Origin of the sequence: Nostoc sp. ChiQUE02 (genome assembly GCF_034531305.2) — a bacterium.
Lineage (GTDB): Bacteria > Cyanobacteriota > Cyanobacteriia > Cyanobacteriales > Nostocaceae > Nostoc.
In genome coordinates this window covers 326,794-351,486 of record NZ_JAVRBN020000001.1, presented here as the reverse complement: position 1 = coordinate 351,486, position 24,693 = coordinate 326,794, and the positions used below count along the sequence as shown (strand labels likewise).

General features: G+C 41.8%; 24 protein-coding genes and 1 pseudogene. 10 read left to right on the top strand and 15 right to left on the bottom strand.

From position 1 onward, the window contains the following. The first annotated feature begins 201 nt into the window (after nt 1-201). From RM347_RS01605 to RM347_RS01595, 3 genes are all read left to right on the top strand, one after another. Nucleotides 202-558: an iron-sulfur cluster assembly accessory protein gene (locus RM347_RS01605; protein ID WP_190894026.1), complete on the top strand. Its 357-nt coding sequence runs from the start codon at nt 202-204 to the stop codon at nt 556-558. Nucleotides 559-678: 120 nt separating this feature from the next. Further along, nucleotides 679-1,101: a tetratricopeptide repeat protein gene (locus RM347_RS01600; protein ID WP_322722345.1), complete on the top strand. Its 423-nt coding sequence runs from the start codon at nt 679-681 to the stop codon at nt 1,099-1,101. 252 nt (nt 1,102-1,353) lie between these two features. Continuing rightward, a complete protein-coding gene (locus RM347_RS01595) occupies nt 1,354-1,599 on the top strand; it encodes a hypothetical protein (protein WP_322722344.1) in 246 nt (81 codons plus the stop codon). A gap of 201 nt (nt 1,600-1,800) precedes the next feature. Here the strand turns inward: RM347_RS01595 and thyD are convergent, their stop codons facing one another. Continuing rightward, a complete protein-coding gene (thyD, locus tag RM347_RS01590; protein ID WP_322722343.1) occupies nt 1,801-2,721 on the bottom strand; it encodes a thylakoid membrane protein ThyD in 921 nt (306 codons plus the stop codon). A gap of 292 nt (nt 2,722-3,013) precedes the next feature. Between thyD and RM347_RS01585 the strand changes: the two genes are divergently transcribed. Then, the gene (locus tag RM347_RS01585) at nt 3,014-3,361 is read left to right on the top strand and encodes a hypothetical protein (protein ID WP_322722341.1); all 348 of its coding nucleotides are present in this window, start codon (nt 3,014-3,016) and stop codon (nt 3,359-3,361) included. Between the two features lie 72 nt (nt 3,362-3,433). Here the strand turns inward: RM347_RS01585 and RM347_RS01580 are convergent, their stop codons facing one another. From RM347_RS01580 to RM347_RS01560, 5 genes are all read right to left on the bottom strand, one after another. Then, nucleotides 3,434-3,943, bottom strand: coding sequence for an FHA domain-containing protein (locus RM347_RS01580; protein ID WP_322722461.1), 510 nt, complete (start codon nt 3,941-3,943; stop codon nt 3,434-3,436). A 222-nt stretch (nt 3,944-4,165) separates the two neighbouring features. Next, complete coding sequence (locus RM347_RS01575; protein ID WP_322722340.1) at nt 4,166-6,592, bottom strand: heavy metal translocating P-type ATPase; 2,427 nt, start codon at nt 6,590-6,592, stop codon at nt 4,166-4,168. 135 nt (nt 6,593-6,727) lie between these two features. Beyond that, nucleotides 6,728-6,907, bottom strand: coding sequence for a hypothetical protein (locus RM347_RS01570; protein WP_322722338.1), 180 nt, complete (start codon nt 6,905-6,907; stop codon nt 6,728-6,730). Between the two features lie 689 nt (nt 6,908-7,596). Further along, on the bottom strand, nt 7,597-7,872 hold the full coding sequence (locus RM347_RS01565) for a TM2 domain-containing protein (protein ID WP_322722337.1): 276 nt from the start codon (nt 7,870-7,872) through the stop codon (nt 7,597-7,599). A 789-nt stretch (nt 7,873-8,661) separates the two neighbouring features. Next, nucleotides 8,662-10,236 carry a CPBP family intramembrane glutamic endopeptidase gene (locus RM347_RS01560; protein ID WP_322722335.1) on the bottom strand — a complete coding sequence of 525 codons (1,575 nt, stop codon included), beginning with the start codon at nt 10,234-10,236 and terminating at the stop codon, nt 8,662-8,664. A gap of 134 nt (nt 10,237-10,370) precedes the next feature. Here RM347_RS01560 and RM347_RS01555 point away from each other — a divergent pair, with 134 nt between their 5' ends. Continuing rightward, nucleotides 10,371-11,069, top strand: coding sequence for a Uma2 family endonuclease (locus RM347_RS01555; RefSeq protein WP_322722460.1), 699 nt, complete (start codon nt 10,371-10,373; stop codon nt 11,067-11,069). A 316-nt stretch (nt 11,070-11,385) separates the two neighbouring features. Continuing rightward, nucleotides 11,386-12,006 (top strand): hypothetical protein, encoded by a 621-nt coding sequence (locus tag RM347_RS01550; RefSeq protein WP_428850503.1) that lies wholly within the window; start codon nt 11,386-11,388, stop codon nt 12,004-12,006. 150 nt (nt 12,007-12,156) lie between these two features. Here the strand turns inward: RM347_RS01550 and RM347_RS01545 are convergent. The 5 genes and pseudogenes from RM347_RS01545 to sufB form a co-directional block, all read right to left on the bottom strand. Beyond that, nucleotides 12,157-12,788 (bottom strand): annotated as a pseudogene (locus RM347_RS01545) (Uma2 family endonuclease). A gap of 266 nt (nt 12,789-13,054) precedes the next feature. Continuing rightward, on the bottom strand, nt 13,055-14,317 hold the full coding sequence (locus RM347_RS01540; protein WP_322722333.1) for a cysteine desulfurase: 1,263 nt from the start codon (nt 14,315-14,317) through the stop codon (nt 13,055-13,057). Between the two features lie 104 nt (nt 14,318-14,421). Continuing rightward, nucleotides 14,422-15,786, bottom strand: a complete 1,365-nt coding sequence (sufD, locus tag RM347_RS01535; protein WP_322722331.1) for a Fe-S cluster assembly protein SufD — start codon at nt 15,784-15,786, stop codon at nt 14,422-14,424. Continuing rightward, nucleotides 15,786-16,577 carry a Fe-S cluster assembly ATPase SufC gene (gene sufC / locus RM347_RS01530; RefSeq protein WP_322722330.1) on the bottom strand — a complete coding sequence of 264 codons (792 nt, stop codon included), beginning with the start codon at nt 16,575-16,577 and terminating at the stop codon, nt 15,786-15,788. The genes sufD and sufC overlap by 1 nt, the downstream gene beginning before the upstream one ends. A 130-nt stretch (nt 16,578-16,707) precedes the next feature. Further along, nucleotides 16,708-18,147: a Fe-S cluster assembly protein SufB gene (sufB, locus tag RM347_RS01525; RefSeq protein WP_322722329.1), complete on the bottom strand. Its 1,440-nt coding sequence runs from the start codon at nt 18,145-18,147 to the stop codon at nt 16,708-16,710. A gap of 241 nt (nt 18,148-18,388) precedes the next feature. On the opposite strand from sufB, the gene sufR reads away from it, so the two are divergent. Together sufR and RM347_RS01515 are read left to right on the top strand one after the other, a co-directional pair. Continuing rightward, entirely contained in the window at nt 18,389-19,087 is a 699-nt protein-coding gene (gene sufR / locus RM347_RS01520) for an iron-sulfur cluster biosynthesis transcriptional regulator SufR (RefSeq protein WP_322722458.1), read from the top strand. A 91-nt stretch (nt 19,088-19,178) separates the two neighbouring features. Beyond that, nucleotides 19,179-19,439, top strand: coding sequence for a hypothetical protein (locus RM347_RS01515; RefSeq protein WP_229484329.1), 261 nt, complete (start codon nt 19,179-19,181; stop codon nt 19,437-19,439). 177 nt (nt 19,440-19,616) lie between these two features. Here RM347_RS01515 and RM347_RS01510 read toward each other — a convergent pair whose 3' ends face one another. Further along, the gene (locus RM347_RS01510; protein ID WP_322722326.1) at nt 19,617-19,955 is read right to left on the bottom strand and encodes a KGG domain-containing protein; all 339 of its coding nucleotides are present in this window, start codon (nt 19,953-19,955) and stop codon (nt 19,617-19,619) included. Between the two features lie 522 nt (nt 19,956-20,477). Here RM347_RS01510 and RM347_RS01505 point away from each other — a divergent pair. Further along, nucleotides 20,478-20,936 carry a YbhB/YbcL family Raf kinase inhibitor-like protein gene (locus tag RM347_RS01505; RefSeq protein WP_322722325.1) on the top strand — a complete coding sequence of 153 codons (459 nt, stop codon included), beginning with the start codon at nt 20,478-20,480 and terminating at the stop codon, nt 20,934-20,936. A 75-nt stretch (nt 20,937-21,011) separates the two neighbouring features. Here the strand turns inward: RM347_RS01505 and RM347_RS01500 are convergent, their stop codons facing one another. Then, nucleotides 21,012-21,647: a hypothetical protein gene (locus RM347_RS01500; protein ID WP_322722323.1), complete on the bottom strand. Its 636-nt coding sequence runs from the start codon at nt 21,645-21,647 to the stop codon at nt 21,012-21,014. Between the two features lie 356 nt (nt 21,648-22,003). Continuing rightward, nucleotides 22,004-22,330 (bottom strand): YbjQ family protein, encoded by a 327-nt coding sequence (locus RM347_RS01495; protein ID WP_196528493.1) that lies wholly within the window; start codon nt 22,328-22,330, stop codon nt 22,004-22,006. Between the two features lie 683 nt (nt 22,331-23,013). On the opposite strand from RM347_RS01495, the gene RM347_RS01490 reads away from it, so the two are divergent. Beyond that, on the top strand, nt 23,014-23,694 hold the full coding sequence (locus RM347_RS01490) for a tetratricopeptide repeat protein (RefSeq protein ID WP_322722322.1): 681 nt from the start codon (nt 23,014-23,016) through the stop codon (nt 23,692-23,694). A gap of 2 nt (nt 23,695-23,696) precedes the next feature. Here the strand turns inward: RM347_RS01490 and RM347_RS01485 are convergent, their stop codons facing one another. Continuing rightward, entirely contained in the window at nt 23,697-24,599 is a 903-nt protein-coding gene (locus RM347_RS01485) for an ABC transporter ATP-binding protein (protein WP_322722320.1), read from the bottom strand. Nucleotides 24,600-24,693 lie beyond the last annotated feature (94 nt).

Here is a 24,693-nt window from a genome sequence, read left to right as displayed (position 1 = left end):
AAATACCGAATCTATAAATACACTGAAGTCTCTCAATTCTAGAATAAAAATCTTTGGCTGCTTTTGACGGTGTGTTTACAATTTGGCATCTAACGACATCTAAGCCGCTAGAATGAATACAAAAACACCAAGGGCAACCCAGAGGCATTAACAAGCTGATATAGGGTAAATCTTAGACTAATTAAGGAGTTGAAAAAGCAGATGACACAAGCAATTCAGCCTCAACAACGCGGAATTCTGTTGAGCGAAGCCGCATTGCACCAGGTAAAATCCCTCCGGGACAAGCAAGGCACAGACTTCTGCTTACGGGTAGGAGTTCGTCAGGGTGGCTGTTCTGGGATGTCTTACATGATGGACTTTGAAGACACTAGCAAGATCACCCCGCAGGATGAAGTTTTTGACTATGATGGCTTCAAAATTGTCAGCGATCGCAAGAGTCTGTTATATCTCTACGGCTTAATGCTCGATTATAGCGATGCCATGATTGGCGGTGGCTTTCAATTCACTAACCCCAATGCCAACCAAACTTGCGGTTGCGGCAAGTCATTTGGGGTGTAATATTGTCATTTGTCATTTGTCCGTCGTCATTTGTCGTTTATCATTTGCAGTTGCCTAATGACCAATGACTAATGACCAATGACCAATGACCAATGACCAATGACCAATGACTCATGACTCATGACTAATACAGTTGAATCCCTGTTTGATACAGGTTTAGAACGCTATAAAGCTGGAGAAGCAGTAGATTCTTTAATCCCTGTGTTTAAAGAAGTGTGCGATCGCGCTCCTAAAACTAGTGCTGCTTGGATTTGTTTGGCGTGGTTGTATCTACTAGATAACAAACCCAACTTGGCTTACAAAGCTGCACAGAAGGCAGTCAAGTTAAACCCACAAGATCCACAGGCTAGAGTAAATCTCGCTTTAGCAATGCTGGAAACAGGTCAAAAAGGTTTGCGAGAACACATTGACATTGCACAACAGTTAATTTTTGTCAATGAAGAATGGAGTGATGAAATAAAAAATAGTATTGAAGACGGTTTAAGTAGAAAACCAGATTGGCAGAGTTTGATAAAAGTCAAAAATTGGTTGTTTGAAAAGTAGAGGATGGAGAGTGGGGAGTAAGGAATAGAAAAGAGGCAGAAAGGCGGGGTGCTCTTAGCAGAGGGGAAAACTCTTCTCCCTTACTCCCCGGTTACTGAGCGACTTGCCCTGAGCGTAGTCGTACTCCTTCTGAGAAGCAAGCTACGCGCAGCGTCTCCGACAGGAGAAGGGAGTCGAAGTATGCTCCCTGCTCCCTTACTTCTTTTCCAGTCCCCAGTCCCTAATACCTAGTCCCTAGTACCCAGTCCGATCATGAAAGATAAATTGTTAAATTGGCTAAACATGGTTTTAGTCGCAGACGTTTTTTTGGTTTTGTTTGGCTTTGGCTGGTTAATGATTGCTGCGATCGGTGATGCTGCGGGAGTAAACCTGGGTTTAGATTTATGGCATAAGCTGTGGCAACCCTTGTTTAACCCAGCAATTGGCATTCTCATGGGCGGTGCTATTCTCAGCGGTATTATCAGTTGGGTTTCCAGAAAATTTCTCTCTAGTCAATAGTCAAGAGACTGGGTACTGGGAATTAGGGACACTCCTCTACAAGAGGCTGCGCCAACGACAAGCGGTAGTTGAGCGCAGTCGAAACTCAGTGCATGGCTGGGCACTGGAAAAGAAGCAGGAGAGCAGGGGTAAAAGTTCTCTCCTCTGCACCTCTGCCTCTTGTGCCCAATCCCCATTACCCAGTACCCAGTCTCTTTGAATCTATGTAAGAATTTGTGTTAGTGCTGATTGCAAATTAGGATATTTGTACTTAAAGCCTGTTTCTACGGTGCGCTTGGGAAGGACTTGCTGACCTTCTAAAACTACTATAGCCCCATCTCCTAAAAGGGCTTCGATCGCAAAAGCAGGAACAGGCAACCAACAAGGGCGATTCATCACTTGTCCCAAAGTTTGGCTTAAATCTGCCATGCGGACTGGGTTAGGGGCAGTGGCATTATATACGCCATCTATTTCCGGTTTAGTTAAAGCTTGCTGAATCATGTTAACTAAGTCGTCTACGTGAATCCAAGAAAACCACTGCCTACCACTGCCAATGGGGCCACCGGCAAAGAGTTGGAAAGGCGGAATCATTTTAGCTAATGCACCACCATTGCCCAGAACAACCCCAAAACGCAGAATTACCAACCGTACACCAGCATCTTTTACCTTTGCCGCTTCTGCTTCCCAGGCAAGGCAAACTTGGGCGAGAAAATCGTTACCAGATAGACTTGTTTCATCAAAGGTTGCCGTTTCGCTGGTACCGTAGTAGCCAATAGCCGAAGCGTTGATTAATACAGTTGGCTTGGGATTAGCGTTGACTATTGCTTCAACTATTTTTTGTGTACCTAGCTTCCGGCTATTGAGGATTTCTTGCTTCCGTTCTGGTGTCCAGCGTCCTTCACCAATGGGTTCTCCTGCCAGATTAACTACGCCATCACAATTAGCGATGACACTTTGCCAAGAACCAGATGCATTTGGTGTATAGGCAACAATTTCTACATTGGGGAAAGCCTCAGATGGAAAAACCTTTTGAGCAAAGGCGGTTTTCCGAGTTAATACTACTATTCTATGACCTTCCCCGTGGAGTCGTCGTACCAAACGACTACCAACAAATCCTGTTGCTCCAGTAATTGCGACTTTCATTTTCTACCTCAGCCAAACTTTTATTGTAAAGTTTTTGATCAAACTTTCAGCTTACCAAAAAAGGCAGAGAGCAGAAGGCAGGTGGTCACTGAGCGTAGTCGAAGTGACCACCTGCCTCCTGCCCTCTGCCCTTTGCCTCCTCATGGCACTTTCCTTGTAAATAGAACAGATGTGACTGTATATCTGGTAGTACCCGATCTCAAAATTAAAAAACTTTGCTTTTTTAATGACTTTCCGTTTAGATGCTTCGGTATTATAGGATGGACGGAGTGTTGCAAGGCGTGGGGCTATTATGGCTCGCTATACCTGTTCATTTATTGTTTCTGTTCCTAGTGACCATCTGTTGCCGTTACTTGTAGAACTTCTACAGGACTGTCAGTTGGATATTCAATACAATACGGCCGATTACATTATCGCTCGTGAGGTTCCTGGCAATGTTCCTTTTCCTAAATTGGTAACAGTAGAAGTACTGATTGATAAATCAAAATCTACTGAAACAGAAACCCGGATGAGTATTGTGATTAAAAATGAGGAACTACCACTCCAACTAGATAATTACTGCCGACAAATGTTTGAATTTATCAAGCAAGCTATTGAAAGTAGCCGCCATTGGCATTTGATTGAAAGTCTTGCCGGATAGCTTTGGTGATTGTATTGACACTCCCACAACTTCAACCCGTGGGAGTGTCAGACTGTGATTGGTAGTTATAATTCAGTCTCCTATATCCTCTAAATCCTCGGCCATACCGGGGTTTATTAGTGTAATGTCGTACTCGCTCGAATCCGTTTGTCCCAAACGCTGAGTGTTTTTTAAAAGGTAATAAATAGCACGTACTTGAGGACCAAAAACGATCTCGTCTTCATTTCTGAGATCGTGGGCTGGTATCTTGCGTCCATTAATCATCAAACCATTGGAACTAGGCTTACCTTTGGCATCGCCATCTACAATCCGGTAATAGTAGCTATGACTATTATGCTCTCGTGGCAATCTCACTAATGTGGCATGGCGGCGAGAGACAAACTGCGACATCAAACGGATATTACATTCGCGGTCTCTACCGATAGAGTAGACGGGGTGCTCCAGAGAAAATTCTTTGCGACCTTGATCGTCTTCAATAATCAGTAGATGGTTTTCATTGGTTTCTGCTGCCATTGACAAATCGTTGCTAAAATCGGTGGAACTGTGATTAATCAAGATTTGTTTAGTATCGTATTTTGCAATTTTCACGCACCATAAATCTGTGGTGCTGATCTAAATAAGCTTTAAAATTGCATAATACCTTGAAAGAGTAGAACATGGTCGTTCTACTCCAATAGGTATGATAGCTTTGGTAAGTGTCTCAAGAAGCTTTGTGAACTGGTAAAATTTGAATACCGACTCAGTTTAACTTGAGATGGGAACAACCAAGATTTAGCTTGGAAATTTTACTTACAATAGAGCATTTTACGGGTGATGAGCTAACCGCCGTAATAATATTGAGTTTGTGACGACGCTAACAGAGCTAAAAGCCATTAATGCAGCCGCACCAGATGGGTTGAGGACAAAACCCAAGCTAGGGAACAAAACACCCGCGGCTAAAGGAATGCCAACTGTATTATATGCAAAAGCCCAGAATAAATTTTGGCGGATTTTGTTGAAGGTGGCGCGACTAAGCTGAATAGATTCGACGACATCGTTTAAGCGATCGCGCATTAGGACAATTTCAGCAGTTTCCATCGCCACATCTGTCCCAGAGTGTAAAGCAATCCCTACATCTGCTTGGGATAAAGCAGGAGCATCGTTGATTCCATCTCCCACCATTGCGACTACCGATTGGGGAGTTACTTTTGTCCCTGCTTGTTGTAGAGACTTTATTGCAGCTGCTTTTTTTGCTGGGGGAACACCTGCTATTACATCAGCGCTATCTAATCCTAATTGCTTGGCTATGGCGCTAGCTGCTTCTAAGCGATCGCCACTGAGCAGCATTACCCGTAAGCCCATCTGACGTAACTTGTCTACGGTAGAACGAGCGTCTGGTCTAAGAGTATCAGAAACAGCAATTAGCCCAGCGAAAGTTCCGCCAACTGCTACGCAAACGACTGTTTTACCATCTGTTGCTAAATTCTGGGCTACCTGTTGTGCAGTTTCACTAATTGAAATACCGTGCCAACTTAACCAGTCCCAGTTACCCAATAGCACAACTGTGCCCTCTACCACAGCAGACACTCCTAGCCCTGGTTCCGTGTGAAAGTCCACAGCCTCTGGAATAGATAACTGTTGCCTTTGTGCTTCTTGCTGAATCGCTTTTGCTAGGGGATGGTGAGTACCACTTTCTACGGCTGCTGCTAGTTGGAGGAGGGATTGGGAATTTCCAGTCCCCAGTTCCCAGCCCCTAGTCTCCGATTCCTTAATTAACAGGCAATCTGTGACGATGGGATTACCCGTAGTCAGAGTGCCAGTTTTATCAAAGACTACGGTGTTTAACTGGTGTACTCTCTCCAAAACGTCGCCGCCTTTGATTAACAGACCTCGTTCTGCGCCCATAGCAGTTCCAACGAGAATGGCTGTTGGTGTGGCAAGTCCCAAAGCACAGGGACAAGCGACTACCATAACTGCGATCGCTAGTTTTAAGCTGATTAATAAGGGGGAGTGGTGGACTTCATGTGTAGCGTGGTTCATCATTTCCATACCACCAGACATGGTGATATCAGTCCAGACGTGAGTGCCAAAAAAGTACCAAAAGATAAATGTTAATCCAGATGCTGTCAATACACCGTAGGTAAAGTAACCAGCTACTGTATCTGCTAATTTCTGTACTGGTGCTTTCCGAGTTTGGGCGGCTTCTACTAAAGCGACGATTTGGGCTAGAGTTGTATCACTTCCAATCCGGGTTGCCTGAATAGCGATCGCCCCTGACTGGTTTAGTGTCCCCCCTGTCACCATATCTCCCAGTTGCTTAATTACTGGCACGGCTTCCCCAGTCAGCATTGACTCATCGACTGTTGTTTGACCAAGCACCACTTCACCATCCACAGGGAATTTATCACCTGGCAGCACTTGTAACCATTCACCAATACGCACCTGTTCAGCAGGAATTTCTACACTAGAAGACCCCACTCCTCCTTTCTCTGGGTTGGCAATCAATCGTGCTACTTGTGGCTGGAGTGCTAGCAATTTCCTAAATGCGGCAGCGGCACGACCTCTAGCTTGTTGCTCTAATGTCCTTCCTAAGAGAATAAAGCCTAGCATCATTACTGGTTCGTCAAAGAAGCACTCCCAACCCATTTGAGGAAATAGCAGCGCTACTAAACTAGCAATGTAGGCTGTCAGCGTTCCTAATCCTATCAGGGTGTTCATGTTAGGCGCATTTCGCCGCCAGCCTAGCCAGCCATCTACTAAAATCGGGCGACCGGGAATTAATAGCGCCACTGTCGCCAGTCCACAGTGAAACCAGATGTTATTTAGCAGTGGCAGAATTGAGCTACCAAGATTACCAAAATGTCCACTTCCCGACAATACTAGCAACACCGCAGCGATCGCCAACTGCCTAACAGAAGACCGCATTTCTCGGCGTTGTCGTTCTGCTGGGTCTGGTAAGGTAGATATTTCGCCTGCGACTGTACCACTAGCTTTTCGGGGTTGAGTCGGGAATCCAACGGCTGTTAATCGCTGTGCCAGTGCATCTGCATCTACCGCACCAGTTTCTGACTCTACAACTGCTACCTCTGTGGCCAGGTTCACACAGGCACTCTTGACTCCTGGATGTTGGATTAGTTGTCGCTCTACTGCGTTCACACACCCAGCACACTTCATACCCCCAACATCGAGAATAATTTTCTCTAGGATTGGGTCAAGTTCTGGGGCTAGCTTAGTTTTCGGGACAAGTTGCATGGCAAGTGTTTAGATTCGCTACAGAAATTCAACGCCTGACTAAAAGCGTCTCTAATTTGAGCGTAGGCTAAATATGGAACTACGACTGTATGTCAACCCTATTAAATTTCTTAATTTCTCGTATCTTGCTGAGGGTCAATCACGGCTCCAGCGTAGATAAGTCACATAAATGATAGCTCCAGCCTGTATTGGCATAAGGACAATCAGGCTTTTCCAAAAATTGTGAATTTCCAAATTAGACATGGCGCTGAAATAGCCAAAGCCCAACAACAACAAGAGTATCCAGATTAACTGTTTACGTTTAATAGTTAGCATAATAGTAGGATTCAGAATTTTTTAGCAAAAATATCTTGTTACACCTATAAATCTGTACAAAATACACAATAAATTCAATTAATACTTATTCGAAAAAGAAGTTTGTCCAAGGGAAAGCTAATAGAATAAAAAGATATTTCTCCACTCTAAGATAGCCTGTACAAGCGAAGAATATAGTAGGTCAAAACTGCAAATAGCCCTATAATCTGTAATTTTGTTTGTTTTACTGGATAACAATATAATGCTCTAATTCGACGTTTTGTGAGTAGTTCTGATATTAAATACTATGAAGCATATTCCTCAACTATAAAGGATCTTCCCCTATTTAATGTAATTATTCTTACTTAATATCTGCATATTTCTCACAGCAATAAATTGACGAATTTTAACCAATTCAAAGGATATAAGACTCTGAATTTTATTTTAAAAAAATCTAAGTATATGTAGTGGCGTAGCACAGCTTAGATAGTGCATTAGATTTATGGTTTTTTGGCAATAAATCCTTATTACTAGCTTTTAGCTATTACAGCATTTTAGCCTTACCACACCACTACATGTATTTCAAAAATCAAATCTGATTCTTATGCTTCTTTGCGTAAGCTCGAACTGCTCTCAGCAAGAACTTTGTTTCAAACATACATTTAAAAGATATAACTTCACACAGGAACCCAAGTGTGAAATATAAGTTTCTAAAACCAACCCTGCTTATTCACAAAATAGGTATTTACAAATTCTTCAGGGGACTTATTCAAGTAGATCATGCCTTCAATTAGACCTACAAGTTGCATAATTAACAAGGCAATGCCGTAGGTGAAAGAACCCCCAACGACAGAAATCACTAACATGATAAAGCCTTCCGAAGCGTATCCTAGAATAAACTTATGAACCCCAAATGCTCCAAGGATAATGCCACAGTAACCAGCTAGAAGTTGTTTGGTAGGGTGACTGGGGTTGAGATTTGCCATATTATTGCTGCTCCTTGATAAGTAAGTATAAAAATAATGTCTTTATTGTAATGAACGCAAGTAAATGGATTTGCTTAATAAATTTTTAATTTTTTCAGTACCAGTAAACTCCAAGAGGAATAATTAAAATCAGCGTGCTTCTATTCCAGAAGGGACGCTAAGATGTCTTGCGGCGTAGCCTGAAAATCTGGCGCTCCTTAATCACCTTTGATGGATTTGATAATCACAAACCCTGGTGTAGCAGTTTTGCAGATTTTTAGGTAAGACATTTATCTTGAGAAGAATGAACCTCAATAATCAGCAAAAGCTGCGCTGATACACCACTTTTTACAAGTCCATCAGTATTATTTCCGGACTTTTTTGCGTAGGCGTAGCCCGTCGTAGACATCGCTGACAGCGGGCGTGAAACGCCATCGCACCATACGAGGCTAGTTGAATGTAGAAGTGCAAGAGGCATCTTCCATATCTTTCTAACCTCCTCTCAGTTGCCGATCCCTCTCACTTCCATGAGCGCAAAACGGATTTACAATCAAATTTATGACAGCTAAAAATGGTTCAAGAAGATAATTAACATCTCGAAAATGGCTAAAATCAACCGAATGATAATAAATAGTTAACTAAATACTTTGTTGTTTATGTTAACAGCATCCTTTGATCTGCTTTTGCCATTATCTTAATTGGGTTTTCAGCTAGTATTTATGCTTGTAACCAATTATAGCCAGTAAATTGTTCTTACCTATGGAGATAAAAGCAAATATTTTTGTTTTAGGCAACAGTAATACTTTAGTGCTAATTGCTACCTAAGACAAATAAACTTAATAATGTGCCACTATTCCAGAGGCTGTGGAGGAGCATAGGAGCGAGGAGGTTGCGCGATCGCGTGTAAACTACGCCTAACACAATCCCCAATGCGGTGAGGGGCAGAATTTCTGACAAGCTGAGGTGAGCGATCGCAAACAACAAACTACTGATTAGAATCGATCCCCACACGGGTAAGTAGCGAGTCAGAGAGGGTAACAAAAAGCCGCGAAATAGAATTTCTTCAAAAAATGGAGCTGCGATCGCTGCTGTGGAGAAAAATATGCCTAGTGCTATACCATCTTGGCTTTCCAGTGCTAGTTGCAACAGCGGGTTACTACCACCCTGTCCTTGCCATAGCTGTTGATTGATCAAAGATACCACCACAACTATAGGTAAAGCCGCGCAATAGCCCCCCAATCCCCACAAAAACCACTTATCTTGAAAACGAAAGCGAAACCAAAATTCTGGTAGTGGAAAAAAGCGCTTGAGAGAGAAATACAGTACTAACAGCGCACCCGATGCTACCAGAAAGTAACTAACTAAAACATAAAAAGCCTGAAGCCGCACATCAGCAACGGGACGCGGGATAGGGAGCAGCGACAGCACTAAAGGCACAAAAATTTGCCCCATGAAGAAAAAGCCGACAACAAAAACCTGCAAAATCGTTTCACCATCCCAAGGCGTTGACCAAGGGATATCAGCATTTTGAGCTAGTAACGAGGCTTTTCCTTTGAACAAGCGTTGAGCAAATAAGAAAATCAGCAATATTAGACCAATTAATGCTGCCAAGGTGGGAATAGTGCCAATAACAGCTAATTTCAGCACTGCTTGAGCAGCAGATTCTTGCTGTGAAGTTTTAACTGCTAATAAAGCGTCTTGTCGTTGCTGGAGTTGGTATAGCTGAACCAAAGCAGTAGAGCGAAACCAACCTTCTAAATTCTTTTGAATCCGTTCTTGAGCATTTTGGAGCAGACGGGGAGGATTGCTCCACAGTCCACTCAATACAGCTGCGGTTTCCCCAAACTCTGGATTGATATCTGAGCGTTGTTGTAATTGGCTCCAAGTCTTGAGAGCTGTATCCGTCTGTCCTTGCTGTGCTTGTAAAATTCCCAGTCGCAGGTCTAATTCAGCCAGTAATTTTTGTAATTGCTTAAAAGACTGCTGTAACTGTTGCTGTCCCTGTTTAGAAGTTTTAGCAGTGGGAGGAACGTCCGGTAGAGGTTTCGGAGGTATGGGAGTTATTTCAGGTTGAGAGCGTAATTGTGCAAGTTTGTTGTTAACTTTGTCTAAATTAGCTTGAACTGATTGACGCGCCTCTTGATACTGCTTGGTGGCACTTTCCAGAGGTTGCTCACCAAGTATTGCTTCCCGAATTCCCTGGAGATTGTCATCGCTGCTATTTTCTGATTGCCAAGCTTGGGCTTGTAGAGCAATATTGGTTTGGTACAGTTCTAGGCGACTTTGAAACTGAGGTTCTTGCCAACTACCGAATAAAGACGAAACTGCCAACAGAACTGCTATCGGCGTCAGCACAAAAATTAAAATCAACCGCTTGAGTGTCATCTATCCCCCTTTAACTGACCAGTAGGGAGCGCGTCCCCCTTGGGAATTATCGCAAGAAAAAGTCAGAGGTGGATAGATATCATCAATATTATAAGTTTGCGATGTCTACGACGGGCTATGCCTACGCACCCACCATGTTAAATTACAACCCATTGCACTGCTTACCCTCCGCCGAGGATCTGCCCGATTCTGACGATGAACCTGTGGATAATCAACTACAACATTTGATTCCGGGCTTGCTAGAAGCCATCTTAGCTTGGCTATGGACAAACCGAATGGATTGGTTTTTTGGTGTTGATATGGGGATATATTACGATCCCGAATTACCGCCGATTGTGCCCGATGGGTTTTTAAGTTTAGGAGTTGAGCGAGTTTTTGATGAGAACTTGCGTTTAAGTTATGTGTTGTGGGAAGAAAAGGTGATGCCAATTATGGCATTAGAAGTTGTTTCTCACAGACGGCGTGGGGAATACACCAGCAAAAAGAAACTTTATGCTGAAATGGAGATTTTGTATTATGTTGTCTACAATCCCCAACGCCGGAGAAAACCACCTTTAGAAGTTTATCGCTTAGTAAATGGTGAATATGTATTGCAGCCAGGAAATCTAGTTTGGTTATCAGAGATAGGTTTAGCAATTGGTTATGAACGGGGAACCTATCAAGGAATTACGCGGGATTGGTTGTATTGGTATGACAAAAAAGGAGTCAGATATTTAACACCAGAAGAACGGGCTATTGCTGCCGAACAACGCGCTACCACTGCTGAACAACGCGCTCAAAGGCTGGCGGAAGAATTGCGGAAGTTGGGGATAGATCCAGATTCATTGAGTTGATTTTTTAGGGTGCGATCGCTTTGATTAACTGATAGTTCGAGCCGATATTAGCCAATCTAGTAATCCTCACACGTCTAAGAAAGATAATACCTGGTTAGAGGGTAAAGATAAGATCACTTTTTCTTGTGGGCAAAAAATAGAATAAAATAATGCATAGTAATTTATACATACAAATAAGCTTTTTAAGTGAATATAGCTATATATGCATTTTAATAATGGCTATATCTATATAAGCTTTAAGTAGTTTTTCTGCTTTAACTATCATGTTACTTATGTAACAATGAATTTGTAATTACTCTATTATCGGTCTGGTTTTATGATTTTACATCTGAATAAGTCTGTTTATAGAAATATTTTTGTATTTCTCCTAAGCTTTATATGTATGGAAATTGGTTTGCCGCAGTCCATAAAGCCTAGAAGTGCCTTAGCACAAAATGTAAGTGCTGATTCGCTTTGTTATTGGCAAACTGCAAATGGTAGAAGTATAGACTTAGGGGCTTTATGTGGATCTAAATCTAATCAGAATCTACCCTCGATATCTTTCACAAATAGACAAAATTTGACTATTGATAGGGTTAAGATTATTAGTGAGAATATTGGCAAAAAGAGATATTTTTATGTAATAGGTACAATCACAAATTCAGGAAACGTTTCTCAGAGATTTGTAAAAGTTTTTTATCAAAGTTACAAGCAACTTGATGGTTCATTAAAACTAAATGAATCTAATAAAATTGCTGTAGATGAAATTATACTTCAACCAGGTGAAACAACAATCTTTAAAGATGAACTTCAACGTCGTCCTACTTTGTTGATGTTAAATTCTTTAGAATCAGTCGAAGAAGGCTCTATACCAGTTAATATTTGCTATGCTAATAGCGTTGAGCAAGAAGAATTGTGTAAACGTCTTTCTCCAAGTGCAGTTAGAAGATTAAATTAATACATTCAAGCTTTTAATAATTTTTATACTAATTAGTAAGGTGGGATAAATCCACCTTATTTATTGACCGAATATTATAACAAAAAAATTACTTTTTTATTCATATTTTAATGGTTTTGTACAGTCTTTACAGTACAAATATTCACCAATCTACCCTAATTTATCCCGCACCCAAGCGCGAAATGATTTAAGCAAAGCAATTTCTCCCATACTTTTACTTTGCTCAATAAATCTGCTTATTTCACTCACTGATACTAGAGGAAAAGCAATACTAAACTTACACTCAACATATTCCCCCTCTATTAGCTGATAAAATTTTAAATCCTGCCCATTATATCTCCAAAGTTCAGTTACACCCAACGCTGAATAAATCCCTAATTTGTTAACTGAACTGCTGGTAATGTCAATCTCAATTGCTAAGTCAGGCGGCGGATCTGTTTCTAAACTTAGCGTTACCCTACCTCTGACTTTCAATTCATTTTGTATATAATAGCAGTTATCTGGTTCTATACCTCGAAGTGCTAATCTCGCTTCAGTGTTGTAGAACCAGCACTTTTAATTTCTACTCCCACTTCTTCAGCTAAAGCGAATATAAATCGGTCAAACTGAATTTTAGGATTTTCGTGTTCAAAAAGTGGGGTCATAATTTCTAAAATACCGCAGTCGTAAGCAAACCGAGAACCTCTATGCTCACCCGTATCTCTCAGCAAGGCTTCAAAGGTTTCCCAGCTAACGTTGTGTAAGACTGTTCTTTGTTCTGCAAGGGTTGACTTAACAAGCATATTGCAATCCTTTTTCTATCAGGATGTTAGATAAAATCCCGATGATTTTACATATATTATTAATATAATACTCGTCCAAATCAATTTCAAGCACTTACCCAATGAGCTTGAGGAACTTCCAGTTAGTTATAGTGATGACAATACTATAAATTTTATGAATGTTATTGCCTCACGTTCATTAAACTCCAAATAATTAAATTGTGCCAACTATTAGCAAGATAGATTGCTAATAATTGGCACAATTAGTATCTGAATATTTTGTAACTTTAAGCAAGGAAACCTGCAAAAAAGTCGAGAGTTTCTTTCAGTGCTTTGATGAAAATATCAATTTCCTCGCGGGTATTGTAGAAAGATAGACTTGCTCGTGCGGTTGCAGCAAGACCTAAGTAACGGTGTAATGGTTGTGTGCAGTGGTGTCCAGAACGGATAGCAACGCCTTCTTGATCTAATAATGTAGATAAGTCGTTAGCGTGGACTTCTCCGGCTGTGAACGACGCAAGAGCGGCTCTACCTTCCCCTTTAGGATTTGGTTTGGGGCCATAAATTCTAATTTGGGGAATTTGCTCCAATTGTTGGAACAAATAAGCTGTTAATTCTGCTTCGTAGGCGTGGATTTTATCCATGCCGATACTGCTAAGATAATCTATCGCAGCACCAAGTGCGATCGCTTCTCCAATTGCAGGTGTACCAGCTTCAAATTTATGCGGTAATTCTGCGTAAGTAGAATGGTCTAAATATACCTCTGCAATCATCTCACCACCACCAAAAAATGGCGGCATTGATTCTAACAATTCCAACTTGCCATACAAAAATCCTATCCCAGTTGGGGCGCACATTTTGTGACCGGATGCTACCAACCAATCACAATCTATCTGCTGTACATCGACAGGGAAGTGGGGAACACTCTGACAAGCATCAACTAAGAATTTAGCACCATATTTGTGAGCGATCGCACCAATTTCTTCCACTGGGTTAATACAACCCAAAGCATTAGAAATATGCACCACCGACACTAGTTTTGTCTTTTCGGAAATCAGCTTTTTAAACTGTTCCAAATCAAAAGTTTCTTCTGGTGTCAGTTCCACAAATTTAAGTACTGCACCCGTTTTTTGCGCCACCAATTGCCAAGGTACAATATTACTGTGGTGTTCCATTACCGAGAGAATAATCTCATCTCCCGGCTGCAAATTATTCATTCCCCAACTGTAGGCTACTAGGTTAATCGCCTCACTTGCATTGCGGGTGTAGACGATTTCCTGACGCGATGCAGCATTGATGAATTTGGCAACTTTATCTCTAGCACCTTCATAAGCATCGGTAGCTTTAGCACTCAGGGTATGGGCACCGCGATGTACATTAGCATTATATTGCTCGTAATAATCCCGCAGGGTATTTAATACGAACAAAGGCTTTTGCGATGTTGCAGCATTATCTAGATAAACTAAGGTTTTCTCATTGACTTCCTGATGCAATATTGGAAAGTCAGCGCGAACTTTATCAGCAAGGGTTTTGGTAGGAGTGAAAGTCATTGGTAGATTAGTTATTAGTCATTAATCAGTTGTACTGAGCGACTCGTGCCGAGGGGAGCCGAGGTAAGCCGTTGGCGCAGCCTCTCGTAGAGAAGTATTAGTCATTAGTCATTAGTCATAGACTTAAGATTATTGACTGTGTTTAAAAGGATTTCTCGCAGAGAGAGAATTGGTATTTGGTTGATAACCTCAGCGGCGAAGGCGTTAATTAACAACTTCCGAGCATCGTTTTCATCAATTCCCCGACTTTGCAGATAAAATATTTCATCATCTTCCAATTGGCTAACGGTAGCACCGTGAGCGCACTTTACATTATCCGCTGTAATTTCCAATTGGGGTTTGGTATCAACTCTGGCTTTCGATGATAGCAGCAAATTGCGATTCAACTGGGCTGCATTTGTCAACTGCGCTGGTTTGGGTACAAAAACTTTACCATTGAACACCGCATGAGCGCGATCGCCTACAATACATTTATGCAATTGCTCACTTGTACCGTGGGGATAGTTGAGTGCGATCGCACTGTGAGTATCTGCCAACTGCTTACCAGAAATTATCGTCAAACCATTGAGAGTCGTTTGGGTTTGCTCACCAGTTTGCAAAATCTCCAAATTGTGCCGTGAAAGCTTTGCACCTAAGGTTATGGCATGACAAGTATATCGACTATCACGAGCTTGTGCGATCGCAGTTTTCCCAATATGAAAAGTCTCTGCACCTTCTTGCTCAACCCTAGTGTGACTCACCTCGGCATTGTCAGCAATCCAAATTTCCGTAACTGCATTGGTGAGATATATTCCCTCTTTCTCTGAGCTTCTGCGGTTCGTATACTCTTCAACCAAACTCACCTGCGAACCACTTTCCGCCACCACCAAACAACGTGGCTGTGAAATCGTCGCACTCTCACCCGCAGCCGAAATAAATACCAGATGAATTGGCGTCTCAACTACCACATTCTTCTTCACCCACACCACAGCTGCATCAGTTATCCCAGCCGTATTGAGAGCAGTAAAAACTTCCTGCGCTCCCTCAGCTTGAGCTAAATACTGCTGTACACCTTCCTGCTCAACCACAGACAAACCAGCCAAATTACTCACCACAATTCCAGATGGCAAATCTGTAACTGCTGATAAATCCGGCGCAAAAACGCCATTAACAAATACCAAACGACTATTAGCCGCTTCTGGCAAAATATCAAATTGCAAAGACGCAAAATTTCCCGCCTCTACATTAAATTGCACCTTTCGCAGAGACGACAAATCAGTAAATCGCCATTCTTCCTCGCGGGTGGTGGGGATAATCGAGTGACGTACCCAATTAGCAGCACTTTGGCGTAAATCCTGCAACCAACCTTCTGTTTTTGTTGCAGTTACTTGATTTAATAAGCCAGTCAGATAATCATCTCTATCTAACATCGATGTCAAACTGACTGCATTTGAATTAGGTATTGGGCTGGGAGATACTTGAATACTCATTACACACCCACCTCAGCAGCAGCAAATTCTTCCAGTACCCAGTCATAACCGCGAGACTCTAATTCCAGCGCCAGTTCTTTACCACCACTCGTAATAATCTGCCCTTGTGCCATCACATGCACAAAATCAGGCACAATATAATCGAGTAATCGTTGGTAGTGAGTAATCAAAATTGTAGAATTTTCTGGACTTGCTAGTTGATTTACCCCATTCGCCACAATTCGGAGCGCGTCAATATCCAAACCCGAATCAGTCTCATCCAAAATTCCCAACTTTGGTTCCAGCAGCGCCATTTGCAGAATTTCATTCCGCTTCTTCTCGCCACCAGAAAACCCTTCATTCAGACTCCGACTGAGAAAGCTGGCATTCATCTTCACTACATCCAGCTTTTCCTCAATCAAATCGTCAAAATCAAAAGCGTCTATTTCTTCTAAACCTTGCGCCTTGCGACGGGAATTGTACGCCACTCGCAAGAAATCCAAATTGCTCACACCCGGAATTTCTAACGGATACTGAAACGCCAAAAACACACCACTTCTGGCGCGTTCTTCTGGTTCCAACTCCAGCAGATTTTGTCCCTGAAAAATCACTTCACCGCCAGTTACCTCATACGCCGGATGTCCAGCCAACACCTTAGAAAAGGTACTCTTACCAGAACCATTCGGCCCCATAATCGCATGGATTTCACCCGATCGCACCTCAAGATTTACTCCCTTGAGAATTGGTGTCCCATCAACATTAGCCGTCAGATTCTTTACTGACAGGACAATTTCACTATTTTCAATAATCATGTTCTCTCTCTTCTTTTTTAGTTCGTAGTAAACGCTTTAGCGCTTTTCTCCAGCGCTAAAGTGCTGACTACAAGCGTTAATTTTTTCAGTTCCTAGCGATTTCCCAGCACTAAAATGCTGACTACAAGGGCTATCCAACACTGCCTTCCAACTTCAAACTCAACAACTTATCAGCTTCCACAGCAAACTCCATCGGTAGCTGATTGAAAACATCCTTACAGAAGCCGCTAATCATCATCGAAATGGCATCTTCTGAAGAAATACCCCGTTGAGCAAAGTAGAATAATTGATCTTCCCCAATCTTGGAAGTAGAAGCTTCATGCTCCACCTTCGCACCGTTATTTTGCACCTGGATGTAGGGGAAAGTGTTGGCATGGGCATTATCCCCAATCAGCATTGAGTCACACTGGGAATAATTTCTCGCCCCTTTCGCAGTCGGGTTGACTTTCACCAAACCCCGGTAGCTATTACTAGAATTACCTGCGGAGATTCCTTTAGAAATAATTGTACTGCGGGTATTCTTACCAACGTGAATCATCTTACTGCCGGTATCGGCTTGCTGCTGATGATTTGTCAACGCCACCGAGTAAAACTCACCCACAGAGTTATCACCCACCAACACACAGCTAGGATATTTCCAAGTAATTGCCGAACCTGTTTCTACTTGAGTCCAGGAAATCTTGGAATTTACGCCTTGACACAAACCGCGCTTGGTGACGAAGTTATAAATACCGCCTTTACCATTAGCATCGCCAGCGTACCAGTTTTGTACAGTGGAGTATTTAATTTCGGCGTTGTCGAGGGCAACGAGTTCCACAACTGCGGCGTGCAATTGGTTGCTATCATACATCGGTGCGGTGCAACCTTCAAGGTAAGAAACATAACTACCTTCTTCGGCGACAATCAAAGTCCGCTCAAATTGTCCCGTGTCACCAGAGTTGATGCGGAAGTAGGTAGACAGTTCCATTGGGCATTTCACGCCTTTAGGAATGTATACAAAAGAACCATCGCTAAATACGGCGGCGTTCAAGGCGGCAAAATAATTGTCAGCGATGGGAACAACACTACCCAAATATTTTTTGATTAGTTCTGGGTGTTCTTGTAACGCTTCGGAAAACGAACAGAAAATAACACCATCTTCCGCTAGCTTTTCTTTAAATGTAGTGGCGACAGAGACGCTATCGAAAATTGCATCAACGGCAACATTTGCCAGCCGCTTCTGTTCAGATAGGGAAATGCCTAACTTCTCAAAGGTTTCTAAAAGGGTTGGATCAACTTCATCCAAGCTGTTTAGTTTTTCTTTCTTGCGTTTTGGCGCTGAGTAGTAAATGATATCCTGATAATTAATTGGCGGATACTTGACATTAGGCCAAGTTGGTTCTGTCATTTTTTGCCACTGGCGATAAGCTCTGAGGCGAAAGTCCAGCATGAACTGCGGCTCGTTCTTCTTAGAGGAGATCAAGCGAACAACGTCCTCGTCTAGTCCACGCGGAATAGTGTCGGCTTCAATATCGGTGACAAAGCCGTACTTGTAGGGTTGGTTGACTAAGGTTTTGACAGTGGCACTCATCAGTAATAATCTCTCGTGTTCGGAACTCTTTTAGGATGGGAGACGGGCTGCGGCTAACCGATTCCCATCTCCCGTTACGGAATGGTTACACGGCTGCTAGAATAGTGGTGGAGACTAAAACAACTTCATTGTTGTTTAACCTATCTTCATTTTACGCTAGATTAACAACAACAATGTTGTCAAAGTCAAATTTTCAAAGAAATTTTTGGGACGTTCGCTGAACGTCTCGCACCACATGAAGATGGCGACTACCCACCAGTCCTCAACCAAGCAAGATATCCTAGAGTATCTGCACAAACACGAAAAAGCAACGGCTTTGGAGCTAGCTGAAGTTTTAGACGTTACCCCGCAAGCGATTCGTCGCCATCTCAAAGATTTGGAGACGGAGGAGCTAGTTTTGTATGCAACATCAGTGCAGGCGGCGGGGATGGGGCGTCCGCAGCATCTTTATCAACTGAGTCGTCAAGGACGCGATCGCTTGCACCGAACAATGAGCGATCGCTTTGGTGATGGCCACGGAAATTTTGCGGTTTCGTTGCTAGACACCTTAGCCGAAACGGTAGGACACGACCAATTTAAATCGATTTTAGAGAAACAGTGGCAGCGCAAAGCCAAAGAATACCGCGATCGCGTCGGTAACGGTTCACTGCGAGAACGTGTAGCCAACTTAGTAGAGTTGAGAAAAGCGGAAGGCTTCATGGCGGAGTGTCACCCCGTTGATGTGAATGACTCCTTTGAGTGCGATCGCTTTATCTTAATGGAGCATAACTGCGCCATTTCCAACGTTGCCGAGTCTTTCCCCAGCATCTGTGGTCATGAATTAGAAATGTTTGCAGCCGTATTACCAGATTGTACCGTAGAACGCACCCACTGGATTATTGATGGCGAACATCGTTGTGGCTATTTGGTACAAGCTCGCCAGCAAAATTCTCATAAATAAACTCGGTTTTACATCTAGCTTCGGTAATGGATAATAGCTGAATAGCAATTACCCATTATCAATAATCAACTAAGTTCCTGAGATAGCATTTATGGATGTACCACCACAGCAACCATCAACACAATTTTTAACCCTGGAAGAGTCAGCAAAAGTAGACGCCGCTTTGTTGTCTTCCCCAGAAAAGTTTTTAACGCGATTGACAATTTCATCACTTAAACTTTTGAAGCATATCGCCCAAGAGTACGGAGTTGCTATTGAAGATTTGACAACACAGCAAGTAATTGCCTGGTTTGAAAAAGATGGCAAAATTCGACGTGAACAGGGCATTGAAGGTTCATACCTGAAATGGTGAAATGTAGGAGTAAAGTTTTAATCTCATTTACTTATAAAAAATAACCATCCAAAATATCGCGCTTCTAAGAAACATTTTTGTTTTTTAGAAGCGCGATATTAGTAGATAAGATATTTTAGCAATTTTGGCTAAAGTCGAATATTGGAATGAGAATCTTTTAAGTAGCCGCCGATGAGTCTATTTATTTTTGTGACTCTGCCGCCCTGCCTTAGAATGTTGTTCTCGTGTGCCTCCTTGAGTACTCTTTTCTTCATTATCGGCATTATCAACATCATCATTATCTTCATTCTGACCACCGCGGTGAGAACTCTTACCACCCTCACGACCGATTTCAGCCATGTGTTCTCTATCCTGACTTACAGCTTCACCACCTTTGTGCCCAGCTTCACGAGCTTCTTCAGATGTAAATTCGTGGGCGGTACCCTTCTCATGGGCAGCTTGTCCGCCCTTGCTTGCTATTTCGCGCTGCTTGTCATCATCCATTGAGGCAAAACCACGTTTGCTTGTGTCTGCCATGATAGTACTCCTTATAACTAACTAAAGTTTTTGCTTTTTTAGCAAGTCAAAACCCGATCTGGGTTTTCCATTTCATCAATTCATTGACTTTTTCAATTTAGCTAATCAAATATTTTATATTCATGAGCCTTTAGAAAGAAACATTCAATACTGATACTCAACTTCGGATATACAACTAAAGTTACTATTTAGTAGAAAATTGACTATATAAAGAATGGTGAAATTTATGTATATTTTAGAAACCCTATAGTAAATTGAATCCAACAGAATTATAGATATATAAGAAACAAATATTGAAAAATATTTGTTTTTGCAATTGCACTAACCTAGTACTGGTACAACAAAATAAATCCCTAATCTAGTGGATACTTGATGATAAATGGAAGGCGAGTTTTTCTAGGCCATAGCATCGCTATATTTGGATTAGCAGAATTATCTCTAGTTAGTTGTAATTCTGTTGGGAATGACAATACCCTAATCACCACTAGCAGTAGTGGTCAATCTAAAAAGGAGGTGAAAACCATGAAATTAGAAAGTAGTGCCTTTGAAGCTAATGATTTAATTCCTGCTAAATACACCTGTGACGGTGAAGATATTTCCCCACCCATCATCTGGGATGAAGTTCCCATAGGAACAGAAAGCATAGTATTAATTGTTGATGATCCTGATGCACCCAGACAGACATTTGTTCATTGGGTTGTTTACGACATTCCAGCTACAGTTCGCCAATTACCAGAACATATAGCGGCTGTAGAAACTCTACCCAATGGCGGAGTACAGGGCAAAAACGATTTTGGCAAGTTTGGTTACGGCGGCCCATGTCCTCCCAGTGGCATCCATCACTACTTTTTTAAACTTTATGCCATAGATAAAAAGTTGGGTTTAGCAGCAGGTGCTAGCAAAAGCCAACTTTTAGCAGCAATTGATACTCATATTTTGGCAACGGCAGAATTAATTGGACGCTACAAACGTCAGTCTTAAATAAAAAACAAAAAGCACCTTTTTTGAAGGTGCTTTTATTTAAAATAAATAACATTTGATTTTTCAGACAATTCTTTAAGGATTGTAATTGTTAGTTCGGGGACTACGAGCACCAGCTACAGATCCCATCATTGCGGCTACTAAACTCAACAAGGAACCAAACACAAACCACCACAATCCCGAACGGACATTTGCTGCAATCTGACGAGCTTCTTGAGCAGTTACGTTGGTTCGCGGTATATTGGGGGCACCACCTTGCTGTTGTACCTGGTTTATCACTTCCCCAGCGTTGGAAGCAGCAACGCCAAAAGCACCAGATACTCCACTTGCAAATAGCCACGAGCTAACTGCCAAAGTTGTTGCCCAAAGAATTGCACCGTTAAGAAGAGCTGTATTGCGGTTCATTGGGCCACAAGCACGGGCTGTCACCCAACCACCAGTAAATAGGGAAATTAGTAAAGCAATAGTTGACCAAAGCCCCGCATTACCCGCAGCGTTAGGGGCAATTGATCTAGGTGCACCTGAACTTTCAACTGCACCTGCTGCAACAGCACCAATTATAGCGCTTAAAATTAATTGAGTAGCTAAAGCAACCAACAAACCGGCAATAATCGGTCCCCAGCGAACAAGATCGTGATATTCAGCTACTCGGCCAGCTACCACAGGCTCAGTAGAAATAACGTTATCACCTGCCCGATTTACGTATGACATAGCTTATGTTCTCCAGTGCTGTTTCAGCAAAGTTTTTGCTCAGGTATATTCTTGTTTATGCTTAAAATTAAATAACTAAAGCATCTGCTTTTATATCTATCAATAGAAATATTTAATTACTCTATCTTTAGTGAGAAAAAACAAACGTATTTAACAATTTTTAATACAACTCTGCATTTATTTATTATTTAATGATTTACTAGAGCTTTTTATATAAATTCTTAACTTAAAATATAGTTATTAACTGCTATGATGACTCATCTGAATTTTAAAAAATTAGACTTAATACAAAAGTTTGTAACCTTTATGCAAAAATCCTAACAAAGTAATTAGACAGCCGATAAAACGATAAAAGATTAACGCATCCTCACAGCAGTGCCTGTGGCAGTAATCAATAAAAGAACTCCTGACTGGTCAATATTGATTGTGCCAGTATCAATTTCAATACCAATCACAGCATTTGCTCCTAAACGTTGTGCTCGTTGTTCTAATTCTTCTAGTGCTTTGCGTTGACCCTGCTCAAATAGGCGCTCATAGCTACCAGTGCGTCCACCGATAATATCTCTGATACCAGCCAAAAAGTCCCGCAAGAAATTGCTGCCGTAGACTACTTCTGCTGTCACAATGCCTAAATAGGACTCAATAACGGCTCCTTGAATCACATCAGTGGTAGTTATAATCATAAGTTAATCTCCTAGATAGGATATAAGTTGATATTTATTATTGAGATGTTGAGCAAAATACTTTAGTAATTGTAAGTTTGATTACAGAACACAGGTTTGATAAACATCCTCTGACATAATTTTAGATTGCGATCGCCAAACGCCATAGCAACTGTGGTCTCACTAGTATTGTCTTAATAAATTATAAATTAAAGGAACATTTTGCTTGTTGAATTTATCTTACCGTGTAATGAGCAAAAATGATCTAAACGCCTAAATGCTAGCTTTCCAAAGGGTAGTAGAAAAGACTAAAACTTTGAGGAAAATTGGATACAGAGTCAGCAAATTATTAAATAAAAGAAAAAACAGGAATGAATGTCAAACCTTGTAGGCTTGGCGCATCAACATATAGGATTAAGTCAGATGCTTGTTGGGATTTGCCGGGTAACACGTATAACTACTGGTTAAAAAAGGTGTCATTTTGTGGTTGTACTGATTTTATATGTAGCGTAACTTCATCTGCTCCTTGATAGTTGATACTTCATTCTTCAGTGAAAACTCTGTTATATCGTGCTGATTGTAAAGGAAAAAGTAGATGAGCTATTCATATCTTAATTAATACGAAGAAATACAGTTTTCAAAAGTCCATATTTTTGTTTTAATGTACAAGAAAAAAAGTCCTCTAAAATTTCAGGAAATTTACTGTGTACAAGCCAACATCATTCGTGTTTAGTGTGGTGTTACTAGGATGTTTTACCTTCACCATACCTTCGGTGGCTCAGGCTCAGGTATTAGTGGCGCAAGCTAAAAATCCAGAGTTAAAGCAACTATTAGAAGAAGGACGGAGGTTAGTGGATACGGGCGATTATGGTGGTGCGATCGCTGTTTATCAGCAAGCAGCTAAAATAGATCCCAAGAATGCAAAAATTCATTCAGGTATTGGTTACTTATACGCTCAACAGGGAAATTACCAAGCAGCATTAACAGCTTATCGTCGGGCGATCGGCATCAACCCTAACAATAGTGATTTTTACTACGCTGTGGGTTACATTAAAGCGAATTTGGGCGACACAGCTGGAGCAAAGGAAGGCTACCGTCGTGCCATACAGCTGAACCGTAACAACGTTAACGCCTATTTAGGATTGGCTGTGACGCAGTCTCGGATGGGAGACTATACTGCTGCTACCTGGGCATACCAACAAGCAATCGAGTTGGATAAAAACAACGCCCAGACCTATGAGTTGATGGGTTCAATGTATAAACAGCGACGACAAACCAAACAAGCGAACAGCTTACTTCAGAAAGCCCGCGACTTGTACAAGCGGCGCAATGACTTAGATGGCGTAGAAAGGGTAGAAACCATGCTGCGACAGTTAGGAGGATGAGGTTAATCTAACTGGCGTCCCGTTAATTCCACAAAAATATCTTCTAGGTTAGAGGGACGCACCATCATTCCGGTTTTATCGGGCTGTTCATTCAAGTAGATATTCGCTGCTTCCAAGGATGGGAAAAACAGATATTCCCAACTACGAACGCCATCACTTCCCACTTCAGACACACCTAATTGCTTCATTACCAAACCTTCACCGTGAGCAGAACGCAGCTGTTGTAAAGTTCCCAAAGAAATTAGCTTACCGCTATCCATAATACCGATGCGTCCGGGCTTGGTAGAGCCAAAGGCATCGCATAAAAATTCGACCTCATCCATATAATGGGTCGTCAGTAGCATCGTCATCCCTTGTTTATTCAAATCCCGAATAATTTCCCAGAGGCGTCGCCTGGTTTGGGGGTCTAGTCCTACCGTTGGCTCATCCAAAAACAAAATTTGCGGTTGATGCAATAAAGCTCTCGCAATCTGCAACCGTCGTTTCATACCCCCAGACAGGGTTTTTACCAAATCATCACGTTTTTCTGCTAGCTCAACATACTCTAGCCATTGATTAATCAGTTTTTGTCGCTGCGGGTTACTAATATGATGTAGTCTCCCGTGCAATTCCATATTTTCCCAGACGCTTAAATCGTTATCCACACTGGTTTGTTGCAAGACTACGCCAATACTCTGTTTTGCCAACATTGCTTGGCTCGTCACATCATATCCACCTACTTCTATCCGTCCCTGGGACGGTTTCGTTAGTGTAGTCAGCATCCGAATTGTGGTTGATTTACCCGCACCGTTCGGGCCAAGTAGAGCAAATATCTCCCCCGCTTCAATTTTGAATGATAGGTCATTGACTACAGGTACATTGTTGTAAAACTTGTAGACGTTTTCTAGGAATACAGCAGCAGTCACGTCGCTTCGCTCCGAATTCAAAATTCAAAATTCAAAATTAACAATCCCCATAAATAAATTTAGGGGCTTGTATCCGTTTAAGTAAAAGTTGCAT

Coding starts and splice junctions, on each gene's coding strand:
- RM347_RS01605 (WP_190894026.1), top strand. CDS start 202: ATGACACAAGCAATTCAGCCTCAACAACGCGGAATTCTGTTGAGCGAA.
- RM347_RS01600 (WP_322722345.1), top strand. CDS start 679: ATGACTAATACAGTTGAATCCCTGTTTGATACAGGTTTAGAACGCTAT.
- RM347_RS01595 (WP_322722344.1), top strand. CDS start 1,354: ATGAAAGATAAATTGTTAAATTGGCTAAACATGGTTTTAGTCGCAGAC.
- thyD (WP_322722343.1), bottom strand. CDS start 2,721: ATGAAAGTCGCAATTACTGGAGCAACAGGATTTGTTGGTAGTCGTTTG.
- RM347_RS01585 (WP_322722341.1), top strand. CDS start 3,014: ATGGCTCGCTATACCTGTTCATTTATTGTTTCTGTTCCTAGTGACCAT.
- RM347_RS01575 (WP_322722340.1), bottom strand. CDS start 6,592: ATGCAACTTGTCCCGAAAACTAAGCTAGCCCCAGAACTTGACCCAATC.
- RM347_RS01570 (WP_322722338.1), bottom strand. CDS start 6,907: ATGCTAACTATTAAACGTAAACAGTTAATCTGGATACTCTTGTTGTTG.
- RM347_RS01565 (WP_322722337.1), bottom strand. CDS start 7,872: ATGGCAAATCTCAACCCCAGTCACCCTACCAAACAACTTCTAGCTGGT.
- RM347_RS01560 (WP_322722335.1), bottom strand. CDS start 10,236: ATGACACTCAAGCGGTTGATTTTAATTTTTGTGCTGACGCCGATAGCA.
- RM347_RS01555 (WP_322722460.1), top strand. CDS start 10,371: ATGTTAAATTACAACCCATTGCACTGCTTACCCTCCGCCGAGGATCTG.
- RM347_RS01550 (WP_428850503.1), top strand. CDS start 11,386: ATGATTTTACATCTGAATAAGTCTGTTTATAGAAATATTTTTGTATTT.
- RM347_RS01540 (WP_322722333.1), bottom strand. CDS start 14,317: ATGACTTTCACTCCTACCAAAACCCTTGCTGATAAAGTTCGCGCTGAC.
- sufD (WP_322722331.1), bottom strand. CDS start 15,786: ATGAGTATTCAAGTATCTCCCAGCCCAATACCTAATTCAAATGCAGTC.
- sufC (WP_322722330.1), bottom strand. CDS start 16,577: ATGATTATTGAAAATAGTGAAATTGTCCTGTCAGTAAAGAATCTGACG.
- sufB (WP_322722329.1), bottom strand. CDS start 18,147: ATGAGTGCCACTGTCAAAACCTTAGTCAACCAACCCTACAAGTACGGC.
- sufR (WP_322722458.1), top strand. CDS start 18,389: ATGGCGACTACCCACCAGTCCTCAACCAAGCAAGATATCCTAGAGTAT.
- RM347_RS01515 (WP_229484329.1), top strand. CDS start 19,179: ATGGATGTACCACCACAGCAACCATCAACACAATTTTTAACCCTGGAA.
- RM347_RS01510 (WP_322722326.1), bottom strand. CDS start 19,955: ATGGCAGACACAAGCAAACGTGGTTTTGCCTCAATGGATGATGACAAG.
- RM347_RS01505 (WP_322722325.1), top strand. CDS start 20,478: ATGAAATTAGAAAGTAGTGCCTTTGAAGCTAATGATTTAATTCCTGCT.
- RM347_RS01500 (WP_322722323.1), bottom strand. CDS start 21,647: ATGTCATACGTAAATCGGGCAGGTGATAACGTTATTTCTACTGAGCCT.
- RM347_RS01495 (WP_196528493.1), bottom strand. CDS start 22,330: ATGATTATAACTACCACTGATGTGATTCAAGGAGCCGTTATTGAGTCC.